18 protein-coding genes and 1 tRNA gene are annotated in these 16,988 nt (G+C 53.8%); 10 read left to right on the top strand and 9 right to left on the bottom strand.

Annotated elements, in window-relative coordinates:
* Positions 1 to 20 precede the first annotated feature (20 nt).
* Genes hemJ through hemE form a run of 3 tightly spaced genes read right to left on the bottom strand, consistent with a single transcriptional unit; the run spans position 21 to position 2,214 of the window.
* The gene (gene hemJ, locus ABF979_RS02290; RefSeq protein ID WP_369826506.1) at positions 21 to 464 is read right to left on the bottom strand and encodes a protoporphyrinogen oxidase HemJ; all 444 of its coding nucleotides are present in this window, start codon (positions 462 to 464) and stop codon (positions 21 to 23) included.
* A complete protein-coding gene (locus ABF979_RS02285) occupies positions 464 to 1,168 on the bottom strand; it encodes an HAD family hydrolase (RefSeq protein ID WP_415557560.1) in 705 nt (234 codons plus the stop codon). Before ABF979_RS02285 ends, hemJ begins: the two co-directional genes overlap by 1 nt.
* Complete coding sequence (hemE, locus tag ABF979_RS02280) at positions 1,165 to 2,214, bottom strand: uroporphyrinogen decarboxylase (protein WP_415557559.1); 1,050 nt, start codon at positions 2,212 to 2,214, stop codon at positions 1,165 to 1,167. The genes ABF979_RS02285 and hemE overlap by 4 nt, the downstream gene beginning before the upstream one ends.
* Positions 2,215 to 2,567: 353 nt before the next feature.
* Here hemE and ABF979_RS02275 point away from each other — a divergent pair, with 353 nt between their 5' ends.
* Positions 2,568 to 3,179 (top strand): Maf family protein, encoded by a 612-nt coding sequence (locus tag ABF979_RS02275; RefSeq protein ID WP_415557558.1) that lies wholly within the window; start codon positions 2,568 to 2,570, stop codon positions 3,177 to 3,179.
* Between the two features lie 91 nt (positions 3,180 to 3,270).
* Positions 3,271 to 3,346: transfer RNA gene (locus ABF979_RS02270), tRNA-Ala, on the top strand.
* A gap of 110 nt (positions 3,347 to 3,456) precedes the next feature.
* Here ABF979_RS02270 and ABF979_RS02265 read toward each other — a convergent pair.
* Positions 3,457 to 3,942 (bottom strand): aminoacyl-tRNA deacylase, encoded by a 486-nt coding sequence (locus tag ABF979_RS02265; RefSeq protein WP_415557557.1) that lies wholly within the window; start codon positions 3,940 to 3,942, stop codon positions 3,457 to 3,459.
* 99 nt (positions 3,943 to 4,041) lie between these two features.
* Between ABF979_RS02265 and ABF979_RS02260 the strand changes: the two genes are divergently transcribed.
* The 6 genes from ABF979_RS02260 to ABF979_RS02235 all read left to right on the top strand — a co-directional run bounded on the left by ABF979_RS02260 (position 4,042) and on the right by ABF979_RS02235 (position 9,031).
* Complete coding sequence (locus tag ABF979_RS02260; protein WP_415557556.1) at positions 4,042 to 4,458, top strand: lytic transglycosylase domain-containing protein; 417 nt, start codon at positions 4,042 to 4,044, stop codon at positions 4,456 to 4,458.
* A 57-nt stretch (positions 4,459 to 4,515) separates the two neighbouring features.
* A complete protein-coding gene (locus ABF979_RS02255; RefSeq protein ID WP_415557555.1) occupies positions 4,516 to 5,370 on the top strand; it encodes a metal ABC transporter solute-binding protein, Zn/Mn family in 855 nt (284 codons plus the stop codon).
* Positions 5,354 to 6,019: a metal ABC transporter ATP-binding protein gene (locus ABF979_RS02250; RefSeq protein ID WP_415557554.1), complete on the top strand. Its 666-nt coding sequence runs from the start codon at positions 5,354 to 5,356 to the stop codon at positions 6,017 to 6,019. Before ABF979_RS02255 ends, ABF979_RS02250 begins: the two co-directional genes overlap by 17 nt.
* Entirely contained in the window at positions 6,006 to 6,812 is an 807-nt protein-coding gene (locus tag ABF979_RS02245) for a metal ABC transporter permease (protein WP_415557553.1), read from the top strand. Before ABF979_RS02250 ends, ABF979_RS02245 begins: the two co-directional genes overlap by 14 nt.
* Before the next feature lie 258 nt (positions 6,813 to 7,070).
* On the top strand, positions 7,071 to 8,558 hold the full coding sequence (locus ABF979_RS02240) for a sugar porter family MFS transporter (protein ID WP_215749599.1): 1,488 nt from the start codon (positions 7,071 to 7,073) through the stop codon (positions 8,556 to 8,558).
* A 29-nt stretch (positions 8,559 to 8,587) separates the two neighbouring features.
* Positions 8,588 to 9,031, top strand: a complete 444-nt coding sequence (locus tag ABF979_RS02235) for an HIT family protein (RefSeq protein ID WP_415557552.1) — start codon at positions 8,588 to 8,590, stop codon at positions 9,029 to 9,031.
* Here ABF979_RS02235 and ABF979_RS02230 read toward each other — a convergent pair.
* The 5 genes from ABF979_RS02230 to rfbB form a co-directional block, all read right to left on the bottom strand.
* Positions 9,022 to 10,032 carry a glycosyltransferase gene (locus tag ABF979_RS02230; protein ID WP_415557551.1) on the bottom strand — a complete coding sequence of 337 codons (1,011 nt, stop codon included), beginning with the start codon at positions 10,030 to 10,032 and terminating at the stop codon, positions 9,022 to 9,024. The genes ABF979_RS02235 and ABF979_RS02230 overlap by 10 nt on opposite strands.
* 70 nt (positions 10,033 to 10,102) lie before the next feature.
* A complete protein-coding gene (gene rfbD / locus ABF979_RS02225) occupies positions 10,103 to 10,993 on the bottom strand; it encodes a dTDP-4-dehydrorhamnose reductase (RefSeq protein WP_415557550.1) in 891 nt (296 codons plus the stop codon).
* A gap of 8 nt (positions 10,994 to 11,001) precedes the next feature.
* The gene (rfbC, locus tag ABF979_RS02220; protein WP_215749594.1) at positions 11,002 to 11,565 is read right to left on the bottom strand and encodes a dTDP-4-dehydrorhamnose 3,5-epimerase; all 564 of its coding nucleotides are present in this window, start codon (positions 11,563 to 11,565) and stop codon (positions 11,002 to 11,004) included.
* Between the two features lie 104 nt (positions 11,566 to 11,669).
* Complete coding sequence (rfbA, locus tag ABF979_RS02215; protein WP_202207245.1) at positions 11,670 to 12,542, bottom strand: glucose-1-phosphate thymidylyltransferase RfbA; 873 nt, start codon at positions 12,540 to 12,542, stop codon at positions 11,670 to 11,672.
* A 20-nt stretch (positions 12,543 to 12,562) separates the two neighbouring features.
* Positions 12,563 to 13,618: a dTDP-glucose 4,6-dehydratase gene (gene rfbB / locus ABF979_RS02210; RefSeq protein ID WP_415557549.1), complete on the bottom strand. Its 1,056-nt coding sequence runs from the start codon at positions 13,616 to 13,618 to the stop codon at positions 12,563 to 12,565.
* Positions 13,619 to 13,807: 189 nt separating this feature from the next.
* Between rfbB and ABF979_RS02205 the strand changes: the two genes are divergently transcribed.
* The gene (locus ABF979_RS02205) at positions 13,808 to 15,856 is read left to right on the top strand and encodes a hypothetical protein (RefSeq protein WP_415557548.1); all 2,049 of its coding nucleotides are present in this window, start codon (positions 13,808 to 13,810) and stop codon (positions 15,854 to 15,856) included.
* Positions 15,853 to 16,542 carry a histidine phosphatase family protein gene (locus ABF979_RS02200; RefSeq protein ID WP_415557547.1) on the top strand — a complete coding sequence of 230 codons (690 nt, stop codon included), beginning with the start codon at positions 15,853 to 15,855 and terminating at the stop codon, positions 16,540 to 16,542. The genes ABF979_RS02205 and ABF979_RS02200 overlap by 4 nt, the downstream gene beginning before the upstream one ends.
* Positions 16,543 to 16,988 lie beyond the last annotated feature (446 nt).

The raw sequence follows: 16,988 nt of genomic DNA, 5'->3' as shown, positions 1-16,988 counted from the left end.
ATCTGTACAGGCGACGTGTCTCAGGGCCGAACCATGATCATGATGACAATGATCACCATGAGAATGGTCGGTACCTCATTTGCGATCCGGTAATATTTCTCGGAATGCGGATTACGGTCTTCTGCGAACAGACGACGCCATTTGCTGCATGCCCCATGAAACCCCATGAGGCCGAGAACGCAGATCACTTTTGTCCACCACCAGCCGCTGTTCCAGTCCACCAGACCCGGCACAGACGACATCATGCCACCCACGAGCACGGTAACGATCATCGCAGGCGTCATGATCTGACGGAGAAGCTTGCGCTCCATGATTTTGAAACGTTCGCTCTCCGCAGTACCAGGCGTTGTCTGGGTATGGTACACGTAAAGGCGTGGCAGATAGAATGTCCCCGCCATCCAGGCTGTGAAGGCCATGATATGGAGGGACAGGAACCAGCTCAGGTGATCAACAACAAAGTCCATCAGTTCTCTTTCTGGCTTTGAAGTGTCTTGCGAAGCAGCGGTACCAGTTCGGAGAGATGACCGATCCTGACGAAGCCTGGCGTTGGCCAAAATGCCGGAAGAGGAAGGTCTTCCGAACGAAGAAGCACACAACTCATACCAGCACGCCGGGCGGCTTCAGCACCCGTGTCACTATCCTCAATCACAACACAGTTTTCTGGCAGAACACCTTCTGCTTTTGCAGCGTACAGATAAACCTCAGGAGATGGCTTCGGTTCATCCATGTCATTTGCTGAATGGACCCGGTTTTCCGGGAAAAACGTGGTCATCTGCGTCCGTTCAAACTTGGCGTCCATCTCTACGACAGACGAGTTCGAACCAACACGAAACGGCAGTTGTAAACCACGTATTCCCTGTAGCATTTCCGGCGCTCCCTCTACAGGTTCCGCCATTTTCTGCATCAGGTGTACGAGATTTTCTCTCATTTTGAGTGCCGTATTTTCAGGAAGAGCATATCCCGTTTCATGCTCTAATTCTTTCACGACCTGAGAGAGTGCCTTACCTGAAAACCTGTCATGAGCCTCATCGTCTGAAATCTTGAGACCAAGCGACCGAGCGAATTCTGCTGTGGCCCGACAGGACGCACGCTCACTGTCCACGAGTACACCGTCACAGTCGAAGATGACCAGTTTCAGCTGGCCTGCTGTATCCAGAGCCGTGGTCATATCGCGCGCACCGCTTCCACGAGAGCACCAACGTTTTCAGGCGGCGTGTGCTGCATAACGCCGTGTCCCAGGTTGAAAACATGCGAACGTCCGCGAAGCGCGTCCCGGATCCCCTGAGCCTCACGCACCATGGCCTCACCGCCAGAAAACAGGACCATCGGGTCCATGTTTCCTTGCAGCGTCACGTTTGGTACCAGCTCCGCAATCTGCGCCGGATCAGCCACTGTATCGAGCGCCAGCGTATTGATCCCGGTCTTTTCTGCGTATTCGCGTATCATGATCCCTCCGAGGCGCGGAAAACCGATAATCGGCGTTCCCGGATGCTTCTCCCGGATATGACGCACGATCTGCCGGGTGGGTTCGATCACATACCGACGGAACGCACTGGGAGGAAGAATTCCAGCCCAGGAATCGAAGAGCATGACAGCTTCGGCCCCGGCTTCAATCTGGCCGCAAAGCATCTCTGCCGTGCTGATCGTCAGAGTTTCAATCAGACGGTCAAACAGCGCTGGATCAGTTTGCATCATTCTGCGGGTATTGGCGAAATCCCGCGATCCGCCGCCCTCAACCATGTAACAGGCGACCGTAAAGGGGCTACCAGCAAAGCCGAGCAATGTCGTGACATCTGGGAGCGATTTACTCAGTCGCGACAGTGTCTCCCGCACAGGCGCCGTGGCCTCCTGTACACGCTTTGGATCAAGTTTTTCCAGATCTGCCTGAGAACGGATGGCGCCAAGAACCGGGCCTCGACCATCAATGAATTCAAGGGACTGACCCATTGCCCAGGGCAGAATGAGAATGTCCGAGAACAGAATTGCTCCGTCCATTCCATACCTGCGGATCGGCTGCAGGGTGAGTTCTTCAGCCATGTCCGGAGTCATGCAGCGCGTCAGGAAGTCGGCCTTGTCACGCATGGCACGAAATTCGGGAAGGTAACGCCCTGCCTGCCGCATGAGCCAGACCGGCGGGGGCCAGACAGCTTCACCCTTGAGAGCTCTTAAAAGCGGTTTCGAGGACGGGGAGAGGGGTGCGTTTTCCGAATTCATGCCGCTCACTAACCATGAAAGAAATAAGAAAGAAATCCTGGAGGATAGGATGATCCCTGTGGATACCGGGGTACCCGGCTCTCTAAAAATGTACCCCGTCTTACTCACACTGTGTACAACTGCAAAACCCGCAGTGGACAAGGGGGTGTAGGATTCTATCCCGATTTGCTCACAGACCCCCTGTGTACAACCCCCAAAATTCGGGGGCGTACCCAACAATCCACGGTACTCGGTACCTTCCCGCAAACTTCAAGTACTGTCCCCATGTACCCCAGTACTGACACAATCTTTTCACCGGGTCATACGCAGTACTGGCACTTGTGCTGGCAGTCGATAGTTTGGAGTCGCATCTTATGACCTTGCTCAATAATTCCATAATCCTCGCAAGTGGCTCGAGTGCCCGGCGAGTACTTCTGGAAGAGAGTGGTCTGATCATTCAGGTTCGACCAGTAGATCTGTATGAAGAGGCCTTGCGCCAGCAGTGTGAAAGTGAAGGAAAATCTCTGGGAGACACGGCTCTGGCTCTCGCGGATGCCAAAGCGAGGCTTGCGGCCGATGTATCGCCGGACACCAGTCTGATTATCGCGGCTGACCAGATCCTCGATCTGGACGGAACAGCCTTTGCGAAGCCGCAGGATCTCAATGAGGCGAAGACGCATCTTCAATGCCTTCGAAACCGCACGCATACTCTTCAGACGGCTGTCGTTCTGTATCGGGGTTCACAGAAAATCTGGGAGACACTCGCTACTCCTCAAATGACGATGCGCCCCTTTTCCGATGAATTTCTGGAGTTCTATCTAAGAGAGGAGGGAGACAGGATACTGTCCTGCGTAGGGGCTTATCGGCTGGAAAGCTTGGGTATTCAGCTCTTTTCCAAAATTTCGGGCGATCAGGATGCTATCCTTGGACTTCCACGGCTTTCGCTTCTTGAGAAGCTGCGTCAGGAGAACGTGATTCTAGCCTGAAAAAGTGTTTTTATGGCTTGTCACGATGAAAACATCCTTATATACCGCGCTCATCCGGCTCCACCCCAAAGGGGCTGTAGATGAAACACGTGGGGCCATAGCTCAGTTGGGAGAGCGCCTGAATGGCATTCAGGAGGTCGTCGGTTCGATCCCGATTGGCTCCACCAGTTTCTCCCAAAAAATCTGAATTTCTGCTTTCTGTGTTTTTACACACGAAGCGCGGAGAGCCATGCCTTAGACCTGTCCTTCAATACGAAGGATCAGGTCTGTTTCCAATTTAGGAGAGGGGGCGAACGAGGTCTGCAATCAGGCCATTCGTTGCCATCAGGGCATCTTCAGGTCCAAGTTCTAAAAGAAGGCCCCGGTCTCCACCATTGATGACGATGGGCGGTCCATCCATTGCACTTTGATCAAACGCTGTTGGTACAATACTGCGCTGGCCGAACGGACTGACACCGCCAATTTTGTACCCTGTCCGCTGTTCTGCCTCTGGGCGAGAGAGCATTTTGGCTTTTCTCCCCCCAAAGGCTGCTGCAACACGTGTGAAATCCAACTCGCGATCAGCAGGCAGGACAACACAGGCAGGGCGACCGTCAATCTGCACCATCAGGGTTTTGAGAACATGATCCGGGGAAAGACCCAAGGCTTTGGCGGCGGCGATACCAAGTTTCCCAGCGGATGGATCGTAGTCATAAATGCGACGCTGATAGGGAATGGACAGAGCATCCAAGGTCAGGGTTGCGGAAGTGTCCTGTGTATTCATTCCTGTTGCTCTTATTCTCTCGGCTTGTTGTGTCAGGATGGCAGGTAGGGTCAGGGGATGCTAGACTATGAGCTTCTTTAATAAAGATGACAGGGTTTCATGGCCGCTGGTTTCCTAGCCTGTATGCTTGCTTCGGCTTTGCATTATCGTATTCCTCCCCGTGTTCTTCCTGCCATTCAGCGGGTTGAAGGTGGAGTGATGGGCAAGGTTAGCCAGAATAAAGACGGATCAGTGGATATTGGTCTCATGCAGATCAATTCGCGATGGATCCTTCCTATTTCATCCATGCTGCACCAAAGCCCTGCCCAGATTGCAACGCGACTGGCCCTTGAGCCTTGTTTCAATGTTGCTGCCGCTGCGATGATTTTGCGCACCGCGCTGGATAATGAACACGGGAATCTCATGCGTGCCATTGGAGACTACCATTCGCGGACCGTGCCATTGAACATGGAGTATCAGCGTAAGGTGCTTGCCGCAGCAACCGAACTTTACGTAAGGCAGCCGTCCCGAGGATAGCCAAAGGAAGAATGTTATCTTATAACGTTTTTCCTTTCCATCCGTCCGGGGAAACTCATGCGCTGTGTCCGAACCCTGTTTCTGGCTGGTTCGCTTCTGACTGCGCCTTTTGCGTATGCTGCTCCATTGCCTGTGGTCTGCGTTGAGGCAGCTTGGTGTAATATTGCAGCGCAGATTGGTGGACCGGCCGTCCAGACACAGTCTTTAATTTCAACTCCGGGCATCGATCCCCATGAGTTGACGCCAACGCCATCCATGGCGCGGAACATGGCTCATGCCAGCGTCATCGTTCTGAATGGCGCGACCTACGATGACTGGGCAGTCCATTTTTCTCCTTCATCAGCAACACGGATTATTGCGGCGGAAGAAGCGGGATGGCGCGTAGGGGATAATCCACATCTGTTCCTTGATCTGAGCGCCGTGCGTAAAGTGGCCTCAGCCGTGGCGGACGCGTTTATAGCGCGGGGCCTGGATCAGACGGATATTCGTAGCCGCCTAACGAGTTTTCTGACTCAGGTTGATGCTCTGTCTGGCCAGACAGCAGCCATCAGGCAGAAACACGACGGGACTATCATCGGTGTCATGGAACCGGTGGGAACTGATCTGATCCAGACGATGGGACTCAGGATCATTGACCCCGGGTTTGCCCTGTCAGTCATGCATCATAGCGAACCGTCTCCGCGGGATGTGGCTCAACTGGAAACTGCAATCGACAGCAGACAGATCAGATTTCTGATCGTCAATCCTGCCGTCAGGTCTCCACAGATTGACCGTATGGTAGAACGGGCCAGGGGCAGCGGTCTGCCGCTGGTTATGATAGGAGAGACGCTCCCTGTCAGCCAGCAATGGCAAGACTGGGTCTCGTCGATCCTTCAGTCCGTTCAGCAGGCACTTGATGGCCAGTCCCGATAACCTTGTTCTTGAGAATGTTACCCTCTGTGCAGGCCAGACACGTGTTTTAAATCAGGTTTCCCTGACCGTGCCTCTTGAAGGCATTACGCTTCTGTCAGGGCGAAATGGTGCAGGAAAATCGACTGTTCTGCGGGCCTGTCTGGATCTTGTAAGGCCTGAAAAAGGACAGATCCTGATTGACGGTCTTCCACCCGGAATGGCCTGTGAACGCATTGGATATATGCCGCAGGGTTTGAGCGATGCGGCTCTCATGATTCCGGCGATCAGTCATGTGATGGCTGCCATGGATGGTGCGCGCTGGGGCGTGCCTGTTCGTTTTGGTCAAAGAAAAAGGGAGGCCGAGCGGCTTCTTACCCTGACTGGAGCACTCTCTTTCTCAAAACGACCTCTGGGACATCTGTCAGGGGGAGAGCGACAGCGTGTCTGTCTGGCACAGGCACTTGCTGGTCAACCGGGTCTGCTCCTTCTGGACGAACCCCTTGCCGCTCTGGATCACGGCGCGCAGCAGCAGATTGTTTCCCTGCTGGTATCACTCACCCAGAGCCTTGGCGTTTCAATCCTTATGACATCCCATGAAACCGCCGCGCTGGATAGAAACGTGACGCGCGTTCTGGTTCTGGAAAATGGCGAGTTGCATGTTCGAATTTGAATTCATGCGGCATGCATTTTTGGGATGCACGCTCGTCTCTGTTCTCGCAGGAACTGTGGGATGGTTTCTGAGCCTGCGGCGACAGGCTTTTGCCGCCCATGCACTGTCCCATATTGGCTTCAGTGGAGCCGCAGGGGCAGTCTGGCTTGGCGTTTCGCCTCTCTTTGGAATGATTGCTTTCAGCCTTCTGGCAGGCCTTGCCATAGGAAGCGAAGGTGAGGGACGCGGTAAAATTCCCCCTCAGAGAGACAGTACGATTGGTCTTGTGCTTGCTGCCAGCCTTGGCTTGGGCACGTGGTTCCTGCATGAGGCCAACGGCGCCTCCAGCATGGCCACAACACTACTGTTTGGGGATGTGCTTGGAATTGACACTCCAACGCTGTTTATTCTGGCTGGAGTGACGGCCCTTTGTCTGGCGGGGCTGGTTTTTCTGGGAAGGCCGCTTCTGTTTTCGAGCCTGACGCCAGAAGTAGCGCGTGCACGTGGCGTGCCTGTGCGTCTGACGTCCCTTGGATTTATGGCTGTAGCAGCTTTGGCCTGTTCAGCATGTGCCGAAGTCTCCGGCGCATTACTGGCCTTCAGTCTCATGATTGGCCCAGCGGCTACGGCATTGAGGCTAGGGCTACGCCCGGCGATGGGACTACTGATTTCCGTATTGCTCGCTCTTGTCCTGTCCTGGGGCGGTCTGATGCTGTCCTGGATAACGGATATTCCCATTCCATTCTGGATTGGATTGGGAGCAGGAGCTTTTTACGGATTGGCGAACGTTTGGACGCGTTTCAAGGCTAGTTGAGTGTTCCTGCACACGAGGACACAAGCACGATAAACGCCACAAGACCAATATGCATGATGATCAGGGCTCTGCCAGAGATGTATGGGACATCACGGGTGGTATCAGGTGTAGGCGTTAGCATTGAGGGCCTCCGGAGCAGTCCTGGAATTCATATAGAGTTCTGATTTTCATGGCTAGAATAAGTGGAAAGTCACTTAATTTTCAAAAAAATAGAAAAATGCAGAAAAACTGAATAGATTGCGATATGTTAATGTCATTATGCCAAATGATACAAAAACATCTCGACCTGCTCGTGAACAGATAGACCTCTCACAGGTTGAGGTCTCACCAAACGCGAAATTGATCCTGATGCTTGCAGCTATGGTTGCTGCAATCTGTGGTGGTCTCTACGGTTACGACACGGGCATCATCTCAGGCACATTGCCTTTGATTGGTGATGATTTTCATCTGAACTCCACAATGAAGGAAAGTGTAGCTTCGGCTATTCTCCTTGGCGCAGTATTCGGAGCCTTTATAGCCGGATCTTTGTCAGAGAAATTCGGGCGCCGCACCACAACATGTTTGGTTAGCGGTGTCTTTGTCCTTGGCGCGACCGCATGTGCTTTCTCTCCGGATGTATGGAGCCTCATTGCCGCACGGTTTGTGCTTGGACTTGCCGTTGGTGGTTCCACACAGGTTGTGCCGATGTATATTTCGGAACTGGCTCCCCAAGAACGGCGGGGAAGCCTGGTGACGATGTTCAATGTGGCCATCGGTCTCGGTATTCTGATTGCCAACATTATCGGTCTTACCCAGCGCACAAACTGGGGTTGGCGCCCTATGGTGGGGATTGCCGCCATACCGGCTGCCCTCGTCTTCGTATCCATGTTCTTCATGCCGAAAAGCCCGCGCTGGTCTGCTGAGAATGAAGGCATGAAGAATGCCATTCTTCATCTTAGCCGTATCCGCACCACAAAAAGGGCTGTTCGCAAGGAAGTCGAAGCCATTCGTGAGAATGCAGAGGGTATCAAGCAGGAGAACCGAGGGTGGCGTGGTCTTTTTCAGCCATGGGTTCGTCCGGCTCTGGTCGCAGCACTGGGCGTGGCGTTTTTCACCCAGTGTGGTGGCCTGGAGATGATGATCTACTATGCCCCAACATTTTTGAATGATGCTGGTTTCGGCGCATCGTCGGCGCTTTGGGCCTCGCTTGGTGTCGCGATCGTTTATTGCATCATGACCATTCTGGGCTGTCTTTTCGTAGACCGGATCGGTCGGCGTCGCCTGATGCTGATCATGGGCCCGGGGGCTGCACTCTCGCTGGTTGGTCTGGGTATCATGTTCATGCTTCACCCGGCCGCAGGCAGCGCGGGGTCTTATCTGATCGTGGCGTTCCTGCTGTTGTTCATGATGTTCAATTCTGGTGGCATTCAGGTCTGTGGCTGGCTGTTGGGCGCTGAAATGTTCCCGCTGTCCATGCGTGGTCAGGCAACCTCGCTACATGCCGCTACCTTGTGGGGGGCTGATCTGCTCGTCACCAGCACGGCTCTTACGATGGCAGAGGGAATTGGTCTGACATGGACGATGTGGTTTTATGCCCTCGTCAATCTGGCTTCGGTCATTTTTGTCTTTTTCTTCGTCCCAGAAACATCCGGTGCTTCTCTCGAAGATATTGAAGACGCCTTGGTGGAAAACCGTTTCCGGCCTACTCGCGATAACAAGCGCATTGTGCCGGAAGACGATGAAGAGGACGCACGCTCCGCTGCATGATAGCTTTCCCTTTTTGAAGGGAAACATACATGTTGGATGTTATTGCAAAACGGGTTGTTGCCGCGCGAAGTGGCAGCAACCCGTTTGTCATTGGGCGTATGAAATCTGGTTGGCTGGTTATTGGTGAGACGCAGCCTCTTGCAGGATATTGCCAACTCCTGGCTGATCCTGTCGTGTCTTCCCTGAATGACCTGAAAGGTGAGGAACGGATTCAATATCTTCTGGATGTTGCAGCCGTTGGGGACGCTCTGCTTGCGCTGACCGATTCAAACCGCATCAATTACGAAACATGGTGCAATCTGGCGCCTTCGCTCCATACGCATATTGTTCCGCGGTATGCGTCAGAACCTGAAGAGCTACGCATCAAGGCAGCCAGTATTGCTTACGATTATGCGTCTGCACGCCCATTCAGCCTTGAGCATGACGGGGCCTTCATGGATGCCATGCGGCGTGAGCTACATATTCAGCCTTGAGAAGGCTGCCGGACTGCAAGAAGAAACCAGAGACGGAAAATAGCGGTCTCACAACGTGTCTGGCGCTGAAGCTCTCTTCGCCTCCAGAGGATTTTAATTCTGGCTTTTAACGTCCGGGCTCCGTCCAGTTCTGACAGAAGGGTCTGTGCGTCTTCTGTCAGGATATCCGGTTCCTGGAGTAGGTGCTGAACATTGGACTCAAAGATCGTCATGAAGACGCCGGGTCCGCGTCTGAGAGCACTTAAGCCTCGGCTGAGAAGCGAACGCTTGGCTCCGACAGTGTTGCGCGCGTGCTGGCGATAATAGCTGACACACCGCTCATCAAAAAAGACTTTGCCGCCAGAGGCCATCGTGACGAGGTAGGCCCACCAGTCATGAAGGATGAAGGGGGGAGGCAGTCGTTCGTAAAGAAGCGCATACGTTGCCTCGTTGATGACAACAGTATGTCCAGTCGCAATATTCTGTGTCAGGGCGGAGGCAAAGTCAGGCGTTTTGCGGAGGGATGCTGACTTGCTGAACACGTTGAGCGAAGAATCCGTCAAATACTGACGAGCACAGTAGAGTGCCGGCCTATCGAGTGGCTGCATATGTAGCCACTCCAGCGCCCATTCCAGCTTCTGGGGCTGCCAGACATCGTCTTGATCCACAAACGCTACGAATGGCGTGGGAGGAATGGAATCCAGAAGGTGTAGGTAGGACCCCGTCACGCCCATGTTGCCCATAACGGACGTGATTTCAACGCAGCGTCCGTGTCCTCGATGCTCCTTAAATGAGAGCATGATTACGCGTGATGCATCAGTTGACCCATCATCACGCCAGTAGAGGACCCAGTCTGTATGAGTCTGTGCGAGGATGCTGTCGAGTTGTGCGTTGAGATAGGTTTCGCCGTTATGCAGGGACAGTAAAATGGCGACGCGGTCTGTCCTGTCGCCGGTCTGGCTTGCTCCTCCCCGTATCATCTGTGGGTTCCAGCGGCGAATGCCGGAGTGGGGAGAAGACATAATATCCTTGGTTGAAACGGGTCAGGAAACTAGGGTCATCCTGCAAGGTTGCTGGGATGACCCCTTATTCTCAGGTTGCTGCGAAAAGCCGGTGGACTGTCCGCGCCACGCTCTCACGCCATTCTGGCAGACGAACACCGAAAATACGATGCAGTTTCGAGCAGTCTAGTCGGGAATCCTGCGGGCGCTTGGCAGGGGTTGGCCAGTCTTCCGTCCGGATTGCACTGACTGTTGGCATGGTCTGACCATGCTTTTCTGCTTCTTCGAGCGCGGCAACAGCCAGACCGTGCCATGTCGTTTCGCCTGTGCCGCTGGCGTGATAGATGCCACCAAATTCCGGCTTCCAGCCATCTTTTTTGATGAGGGCCAGAATAGCGAGAATAGCATCAGCCAGATCGTCAGAACTGGTGGGGTTGCCGCTTTGATCGCCAACAACCTTGAGCGCCGGATTTTTAGCGCCGGCATTGATCATGGTCTTGACGAAATTCTTGCCGTGAGCGGAGTAAACCCAGGAGGTCCGAAGAATGATGCTCTTCGGGTTTGCCGCCAGAACAGCCTGTTCGCCGTCAGCTTTGGTGCTGCCATAGACTGTTTCAGGGCTTGTAGGATCCTCTTCCGTGTAAGGAGATCCCTTGTCACCAGAAAAAACATAGTCCGTTGAAACATGGATGAACGGAATGTCGGCCTTTGCGCAGGCTTCCCCGAACGCCTTTGGGCCGGAGCAGTTGGCGCGCTCGGCTCCAGCTGTTTCCGTTTCTGCCAGATCAACGGCCGTCCAGGCGGCCGCATTTACGACAGCTTCAGGGCGGTATTTTTCAATCGCTGCGGAAATGGTTTCCGGTTTGTCGAAGTCGAACTCCGGGCGCCCAACACGGATGATCTGATCACCCCCGATGTTCGCAAGAGACGTCGCAAGCTGGCCATTGCCACCCGTGACGAGGATAGGACCTGTGCTGGACATAATGCGACTCACTTTTCGTAGGAGAACCAGCCTTTGGCTGCGGAGAAGTGCGGAGCGACCTTATCCTTGTCAGAAAGGATAGCCTCTTCTTCGGCGATGGGCCAATCGATGTTCAGGTCCGGGCAGTTCCAGATGACGGCGCGCTCGGAAACCTTGCTGTAAAGCGATGTGCATTTGTACTGAACTTCCGTGTTCTCTTCGAGAGTCACGAAACCATGCAGAAAGCCCGGCGGAACCCAGAGCTGAGACCAGTTTTCAGCAGACAGCTCTGCAGCTACCCATTGACCGTACGTTGGTGAGCCTGTGCGAGCATCCACAGCGACGTCCCAGATCGCGCCACGTGTTACACGAACCAGCTTTCCCTGCTCATAGGGAGCAAGTTGGCAGTGAAGTCCGCGCACAACGCCTTTTTCGCAGGACAGGCTTTGATTGTCCTGAACGAAGGGAAGGTTGATACCCGCTTCTGTCATACGATCGAGATTGTAGGTCTCCGAAAAGAAACCCCGATTGTCACTAAAACGTGGCGGCGTGACGAGAATGACGTCGGGAATGGCGAGACGTTCAACCTTCATGACGAATTCCTTTTTATAAACGATGTCCGGGAGCGGAGACAAAACAGAGAGGGGACAGAAAAAACGCTGTCTGGGAAATTCAGACAGCGTTTTGGACATCCAGTTCAGGAAGCGTGGTCTGCCAGTTCAAGCAGAAGGCGGCCGAGTTCTGTTTTGCCCATTTTTTTTGCATGGGCACGAAGCTGGTCAGCGTTGATGAACTTGTTGCGGAACGCGACTTCAGCAGGTGAGCCAACCAGCATGCCCTGACGGGACTGAATGGTCTGAACGAAGGTTCCAGCCTGCATCAGGCTATCTGGCATACCAGCATCAAGCCAGGCACAGCCACGACCAAGGCGGTCAACCTGCAGAGTACCTTCTTCAAGATACATACGGTTGAGATCGGTAATTTCCAGTTCGCCGCGGGGACTGGGTTTCACCTTCTTGGCGAAATCCACAACGCGATGATCATAGAAATACAGACCTGTGACGGCCCAATGGGATTCCGGTTGAGCTGGTTTTTCTTCGACTTTTAGAGCTCGGCCGCTTTCATCAAACGAGACCACGCCATAGCGCTCAGGATCACGGACCTGATAGGCGAAGACGGTTGCGCCTTCCGGCCGGTTCGATGCTGCGCGCAGCAGCACACCCAGATGTTCGGAGAAGATCAGATTGTCGCCGAGAGCGAGTGCGCAAGGAGCGCCCTGGATCCAATCCTCGGCAATCAGAAACGCCTGTGCCAGACCGTCTGGGGACGGCTGAACCCGGTATTCAAACTTCACGCCAAACTGTGATCCATCGCCCAGAAGACGCTGGAACTGGGGCATGTCATGCGGGGTCGTGATGATCATGATATCCCGGATTCCCGCCAGCATCAGCGTGGAAAGGGGATAATAGATCATCGGTTTGTCGTAGACCGGCAGGAGCTGCTTTGAGGAAGCAAGCGTCATGGGATACAGGCGTGTGCCCGAACCGCCAGCCAGGATAATGCCCTTCATGGGCTTCGTCTCGATCGTGCTCATGCGCGTGTTCCCAGTCGCTGTCCCGTATAACGCTTGGAGCGGATTCCTTCCCACCAGTCACGGTTGTCGAGATACCACTGAACCGTTTTGCGGATGCCAGTTTCGAAATCGTTCTTGGCTTTCCAGTCCAGCTCCTTTTCGGCATGGGACGGGTCGATTTCATAGCGGAAATCATGGCCGGGACGGTCTGTCACATAACGGATCAGACGCTCACGCGGGCCTTCCGGGTCTGGCAGGAGTTCATCCAGAACGGCACAGATCTTCTTGACGACTTCGAGGTTCGTGCGCGGCTGACGGGCACCGATGGCATAGGTCTCACCGGGTTTGCCAATTTCGACAGCGCGGACAAGAGCTTCAGCATGGTCCTCAACGAACAGCCAGTCGCGAATGTTCTCACCCTTGCCATACACCGGCAATTCACGACCTTCGATGGCATTGATGGTCACGAGCGGAATGAGCTTTTCCGGGAAGTGCCAGACGCCATAGTTGTTGGTCGTATTGGTGACGAAAGTTGGCAGGCCGTAGGTATGATACCAGGCACGAACCAGATGATCAGACGAGGCTTTTGATGCGGAGTAGGGGCTGCGTGGATCGTAAGGGGTCGTCTCGGTGAAAGGCGGATCATTTGGCTCTAGATGGCCAAACACTTCATCCGTTGAAATGTGATGGAAGCGGAAAGCCGCTTTCTCATCATTTCCAAGGTTGCTCCAGTATTTTCGGGCAGCTTCCAGAAGAGAGTAAGTGCCGACAATATTTGTCTGGACAAAAACGCCCGGACCATCAATCGAGCGGTCTACATGGCTTTCAGCAGCAAGATGCATGACTGCATCCGGACGGTATTCTTCGAAAAGGCGTTGCATTTCAACGCCATTCACGATGTTTGACCGTGCGTGAGAGTAACGCGGATCGGAAGCAACTTCGGATACGGTGTCTTCGGATGCTGCATACGTCATGCAGTCCACATTCAGAACGCTGTGTTCAGTGTTCCTGATAATATGACGCACCACGGCCGAACCTATGAAGCCGCAACCGCCTGTCAACAATATCCGCATTTCAACCTCTTAACATCACGGTAGGAGCTTCAGCCCCGTCACGAAGAAGTATCTTACAGTGTTGTACAAGAGGCGCAAATTTTGCTTGTGGTAATATTTAGTGAAACCAATTGCCGTAACCATTAAGGCCTCGCCCCGAGTTCCGTAATGAGCTACCCAGACATTCCTGTTAGGCAGGAGATTAGAGGTATGCTGGCTGATATACTGACCCGATCGCTTGTAGACGTTTTGGAACGTCCGGACCTGCGGGTCGTGGCTGCAGGGCTTATGCCCGAGCTCGATATTTCGCTGGAGCAGTCTTTTCAGTTGGGTGAGAATCTCCTGTCTGAAGCAAGTTCAGTAACGGGGCGAGCATGTCTGAAACTAGGTGAGCCATGTTTGCGGACGCCCGGTTTAGCGCCGACATTTCTTCGCCAGGCTGTTGAACTCTTTCGACTTCTGCATAATGGGGCAGATGTCCGTCTTGCGAGCTTTGCTGCTGCCCGTGTCGCAGCGCTGTTTCATGCGCTCGATACGAATGCGGTCAATCCGCTTCCACGGGAATTGGCTCTTTGTGCGGGAGACGTTCCGGACAGCACAACGCTTCTGGCACTCTGGACTAGTCTGAAGCACCACCTGTCAAATCCTCCGGAATTCACCGAAGATGACGCAAAGCGCCTCAGACCCGTTCTTGTGCGGCTGTGGCACGTTATGGCCCCGGCAGAAACACTGATGAGTAGCGGCGGGGATTCTCGCCTGGCCGTTGATCCCGAAACTGGCCTGAACAAGTATTCTTGTTCTCATCGCCCACGCCCATGGGCCGTGACGTTCGGTTCTTCCACAGCATCCTCTTTGTCAGAACGAGGTTTCGGGGGCGCTGAATTTGCGCGCTGCATGATGATGAATGCGCTCCTGTCAAAGCAGGACCCGGATCTCGTGCAGGAAAGCATTGTCAGAAGTGCGCGTGCAGGTATCGGGCGGCATTATGGTTTGCCGGAAGATGCCGTTCTTCTGTCCGCATCCGGCACGGATTGTGAACTTGCTGTGCTTGCCCTTGTGGCGGCCGGAACAGATCGACCAGTCAGTTCCATTCTTCTGGCTCCTGATGAGACAGGGAGTGGGGTGCCCTTGGCCGCTCGTGGGCGTCACTTCGCGGGTGATAGCGCATGCTCTACGACAGTCGGAAAGGGGGAACTGATTGAGGGATTCCCCGAAGACACACAACTGTTTGGCGTTCCCATTCGGAATGAGGATGGAACCTCGCGTCTGCTTGAAGACATTAATGCGGAATGTAAGGAGTTGGCCCGACGAGAAGTGAAGGCTGGCCGACACGTCCTGCTGCATCGTTTGGATCAGTCAAAAACGGGTCTTGCAGCACCTGATATGGAAACGGTTGCAGAGTTGCAGGCTGAGTTGGGAGAGCACCTCAGTGTTGTTGTAGATGCCTGCCAGGCACGCCTTAGCCCATCGCGTGTTTCAGAATGGGTTAAAGATGGTCTGCTAGTTATGATCACAGGGTCAAAATTCTTTACCGGACCACCGTTCTGTGGGGCTCTTCTGCTGCCAGATGTAATCCTGGAGAAGATGTCATCGCTTTCGCTCCCCAAAGGCTTGAAGTCTTATGGAAATCGGGACGAGTGGCCTGAGCAGGCTGACAGGCACGCGTTGAATGAGGGCCATAATATCGGTCTGGCCCTCCGCTGGCATGCGGCTCTCGCTGAAATGGATGCGCTCTTCTCGCTTCCTGACTCCCTGATCCGCCAGAGACTCAATGATTTCATGACTGAGGCTGTTAAGCTGGTAGAGGCCAGTCCTACCTGCACGTTACTGCCAGTCGGAAAACCCATTGATGATGGTCGATGGGACGCTGTGCCGACCATTCTGTCATTTCTGGTGGAAGACCCCAAAAATCCGGATGCGCCTCTCCGACTGGAAGATGCCCGTAAGTTGCACCGGTGGCTCAATGCAGATCTTTCACCATGGGTAGGGGAGGGCGAGCCGGGGCTTCTCTGTGTTCTTGGCCAGCCTGTTCCGGTTCCACATCCCTTGGTGACTGGTCATGCCGGAGCTTTGAGATTGTGTGGCGGCGCGCGTCTGGTCTCAGGCGAGCCATCGCACGAAGGTCTGGATGAAAAGCAGCGCTTGCAGCGGGAGTGTGCAGACGCGAAACGGGTGCTTGCCAAACTTGAGCTCATTTTGGAAAACTGGGACGTTCTTCTGGACGCCAACCCTGTTCCCCGTTACGCGCCTCTCTCATGACACAGACAGACCAAGCCGTCCCTCATGGACACTTTCTTGATACGCCTGAACTGCCACGCGGTATTACCCGCTTCTGGCTGATCAGACATGCCGTTGTAGAGGCGAGTGCGCGCAAGACCATGTATGGCGCGATGGACGTTCCGCTTTGCATGGATGCGATGGCGAGCCAGCAGGGTGGATACGCTGCTTTGGCCAGACGTCTGCCGTCTGATGCTGTCTGGTATACCTCACCGCTTCAAAGGGCACGTGACACTGCCGCACAGATACGCTGCGCAGGAGCGTTTACCCACGCTGACGTCACGGTTGATCCAAGATTTATTGAACAATCTATTGGAGAGTGGCACGGAACACCGCACGATCAGTTTCTCTCTTTGCTAAGGCTGCCGCCCAATCCATTCTGGTCTTTGTCAGCCAGTGAGCTTCCGCCGGGCGGAGAAAGCATGCTGGATGTTTGTGCGCGCGTCTCCCATGGCCTGGAAGATCTTGCCAACGCAAATGCTGGTCAGGATATGGTTGTTGTGAGCCACGGTGGCGCGATCCGGGCGGCACTTTCACATGCTCTGGCCATTCACCCTGACATTGCTCTGCGCTTCACTATTCAAAATCTGTCGATTTCGATTATCGAGCGTATCAATGGGCTGTGGCGTGTTGTGGCTGTTAATGAACTGCCAGATTTTCGGGGATAAACCGGGGCTGCCTCTAAGGAGGTCATGGTTAGGTATTTTTTCTTTAAGCGAGCACTTGTCACATCCATGATGCATTGCATCAGGCAGCCGCCGAGTGCAGCCAAAATATAGGATGCGTGATGGCATTCTTGCAGAAGCTTGTATGTCAGAATTGCGAATAAGGCAGAGCAGAAATTCTTTAAAGCATTTTCCATGAGATCTTTTTGTCGTCAAAAATGGCGATAGGAAGATTTCATTAGTACTAAAGAAAGCTCTTCTGAGGGACTATTATTTTAATTTTTGTGAAACCATCGAGGGAATACTTTTTAAAAGCGAAAGTAACCGGATTTAAAAAAATCCAGATGGAGCGCTTTAAAGTACATATTTCAAGGGTAAGACCGGAAACGGAGCTTGGTGGGCACACAAGGGCTCGAACCTTGGACCCGCTGATTAAGAGTCAGCTGCTC

It is taken from the genome of Gluconobacter sp., assembly GCF_047723935.1.
Classification (GTDB): Bacteria; Pseudomonadota; Alphaproteobacteria; order Acetobacterales; family Acetobacteraceae; genus Gluconobacter.
The sequence above is the reverse complement of the archived record's forward strand: the minus strand, read 5'-3'. Positions and strand labels throughout refer to the sequence as shown.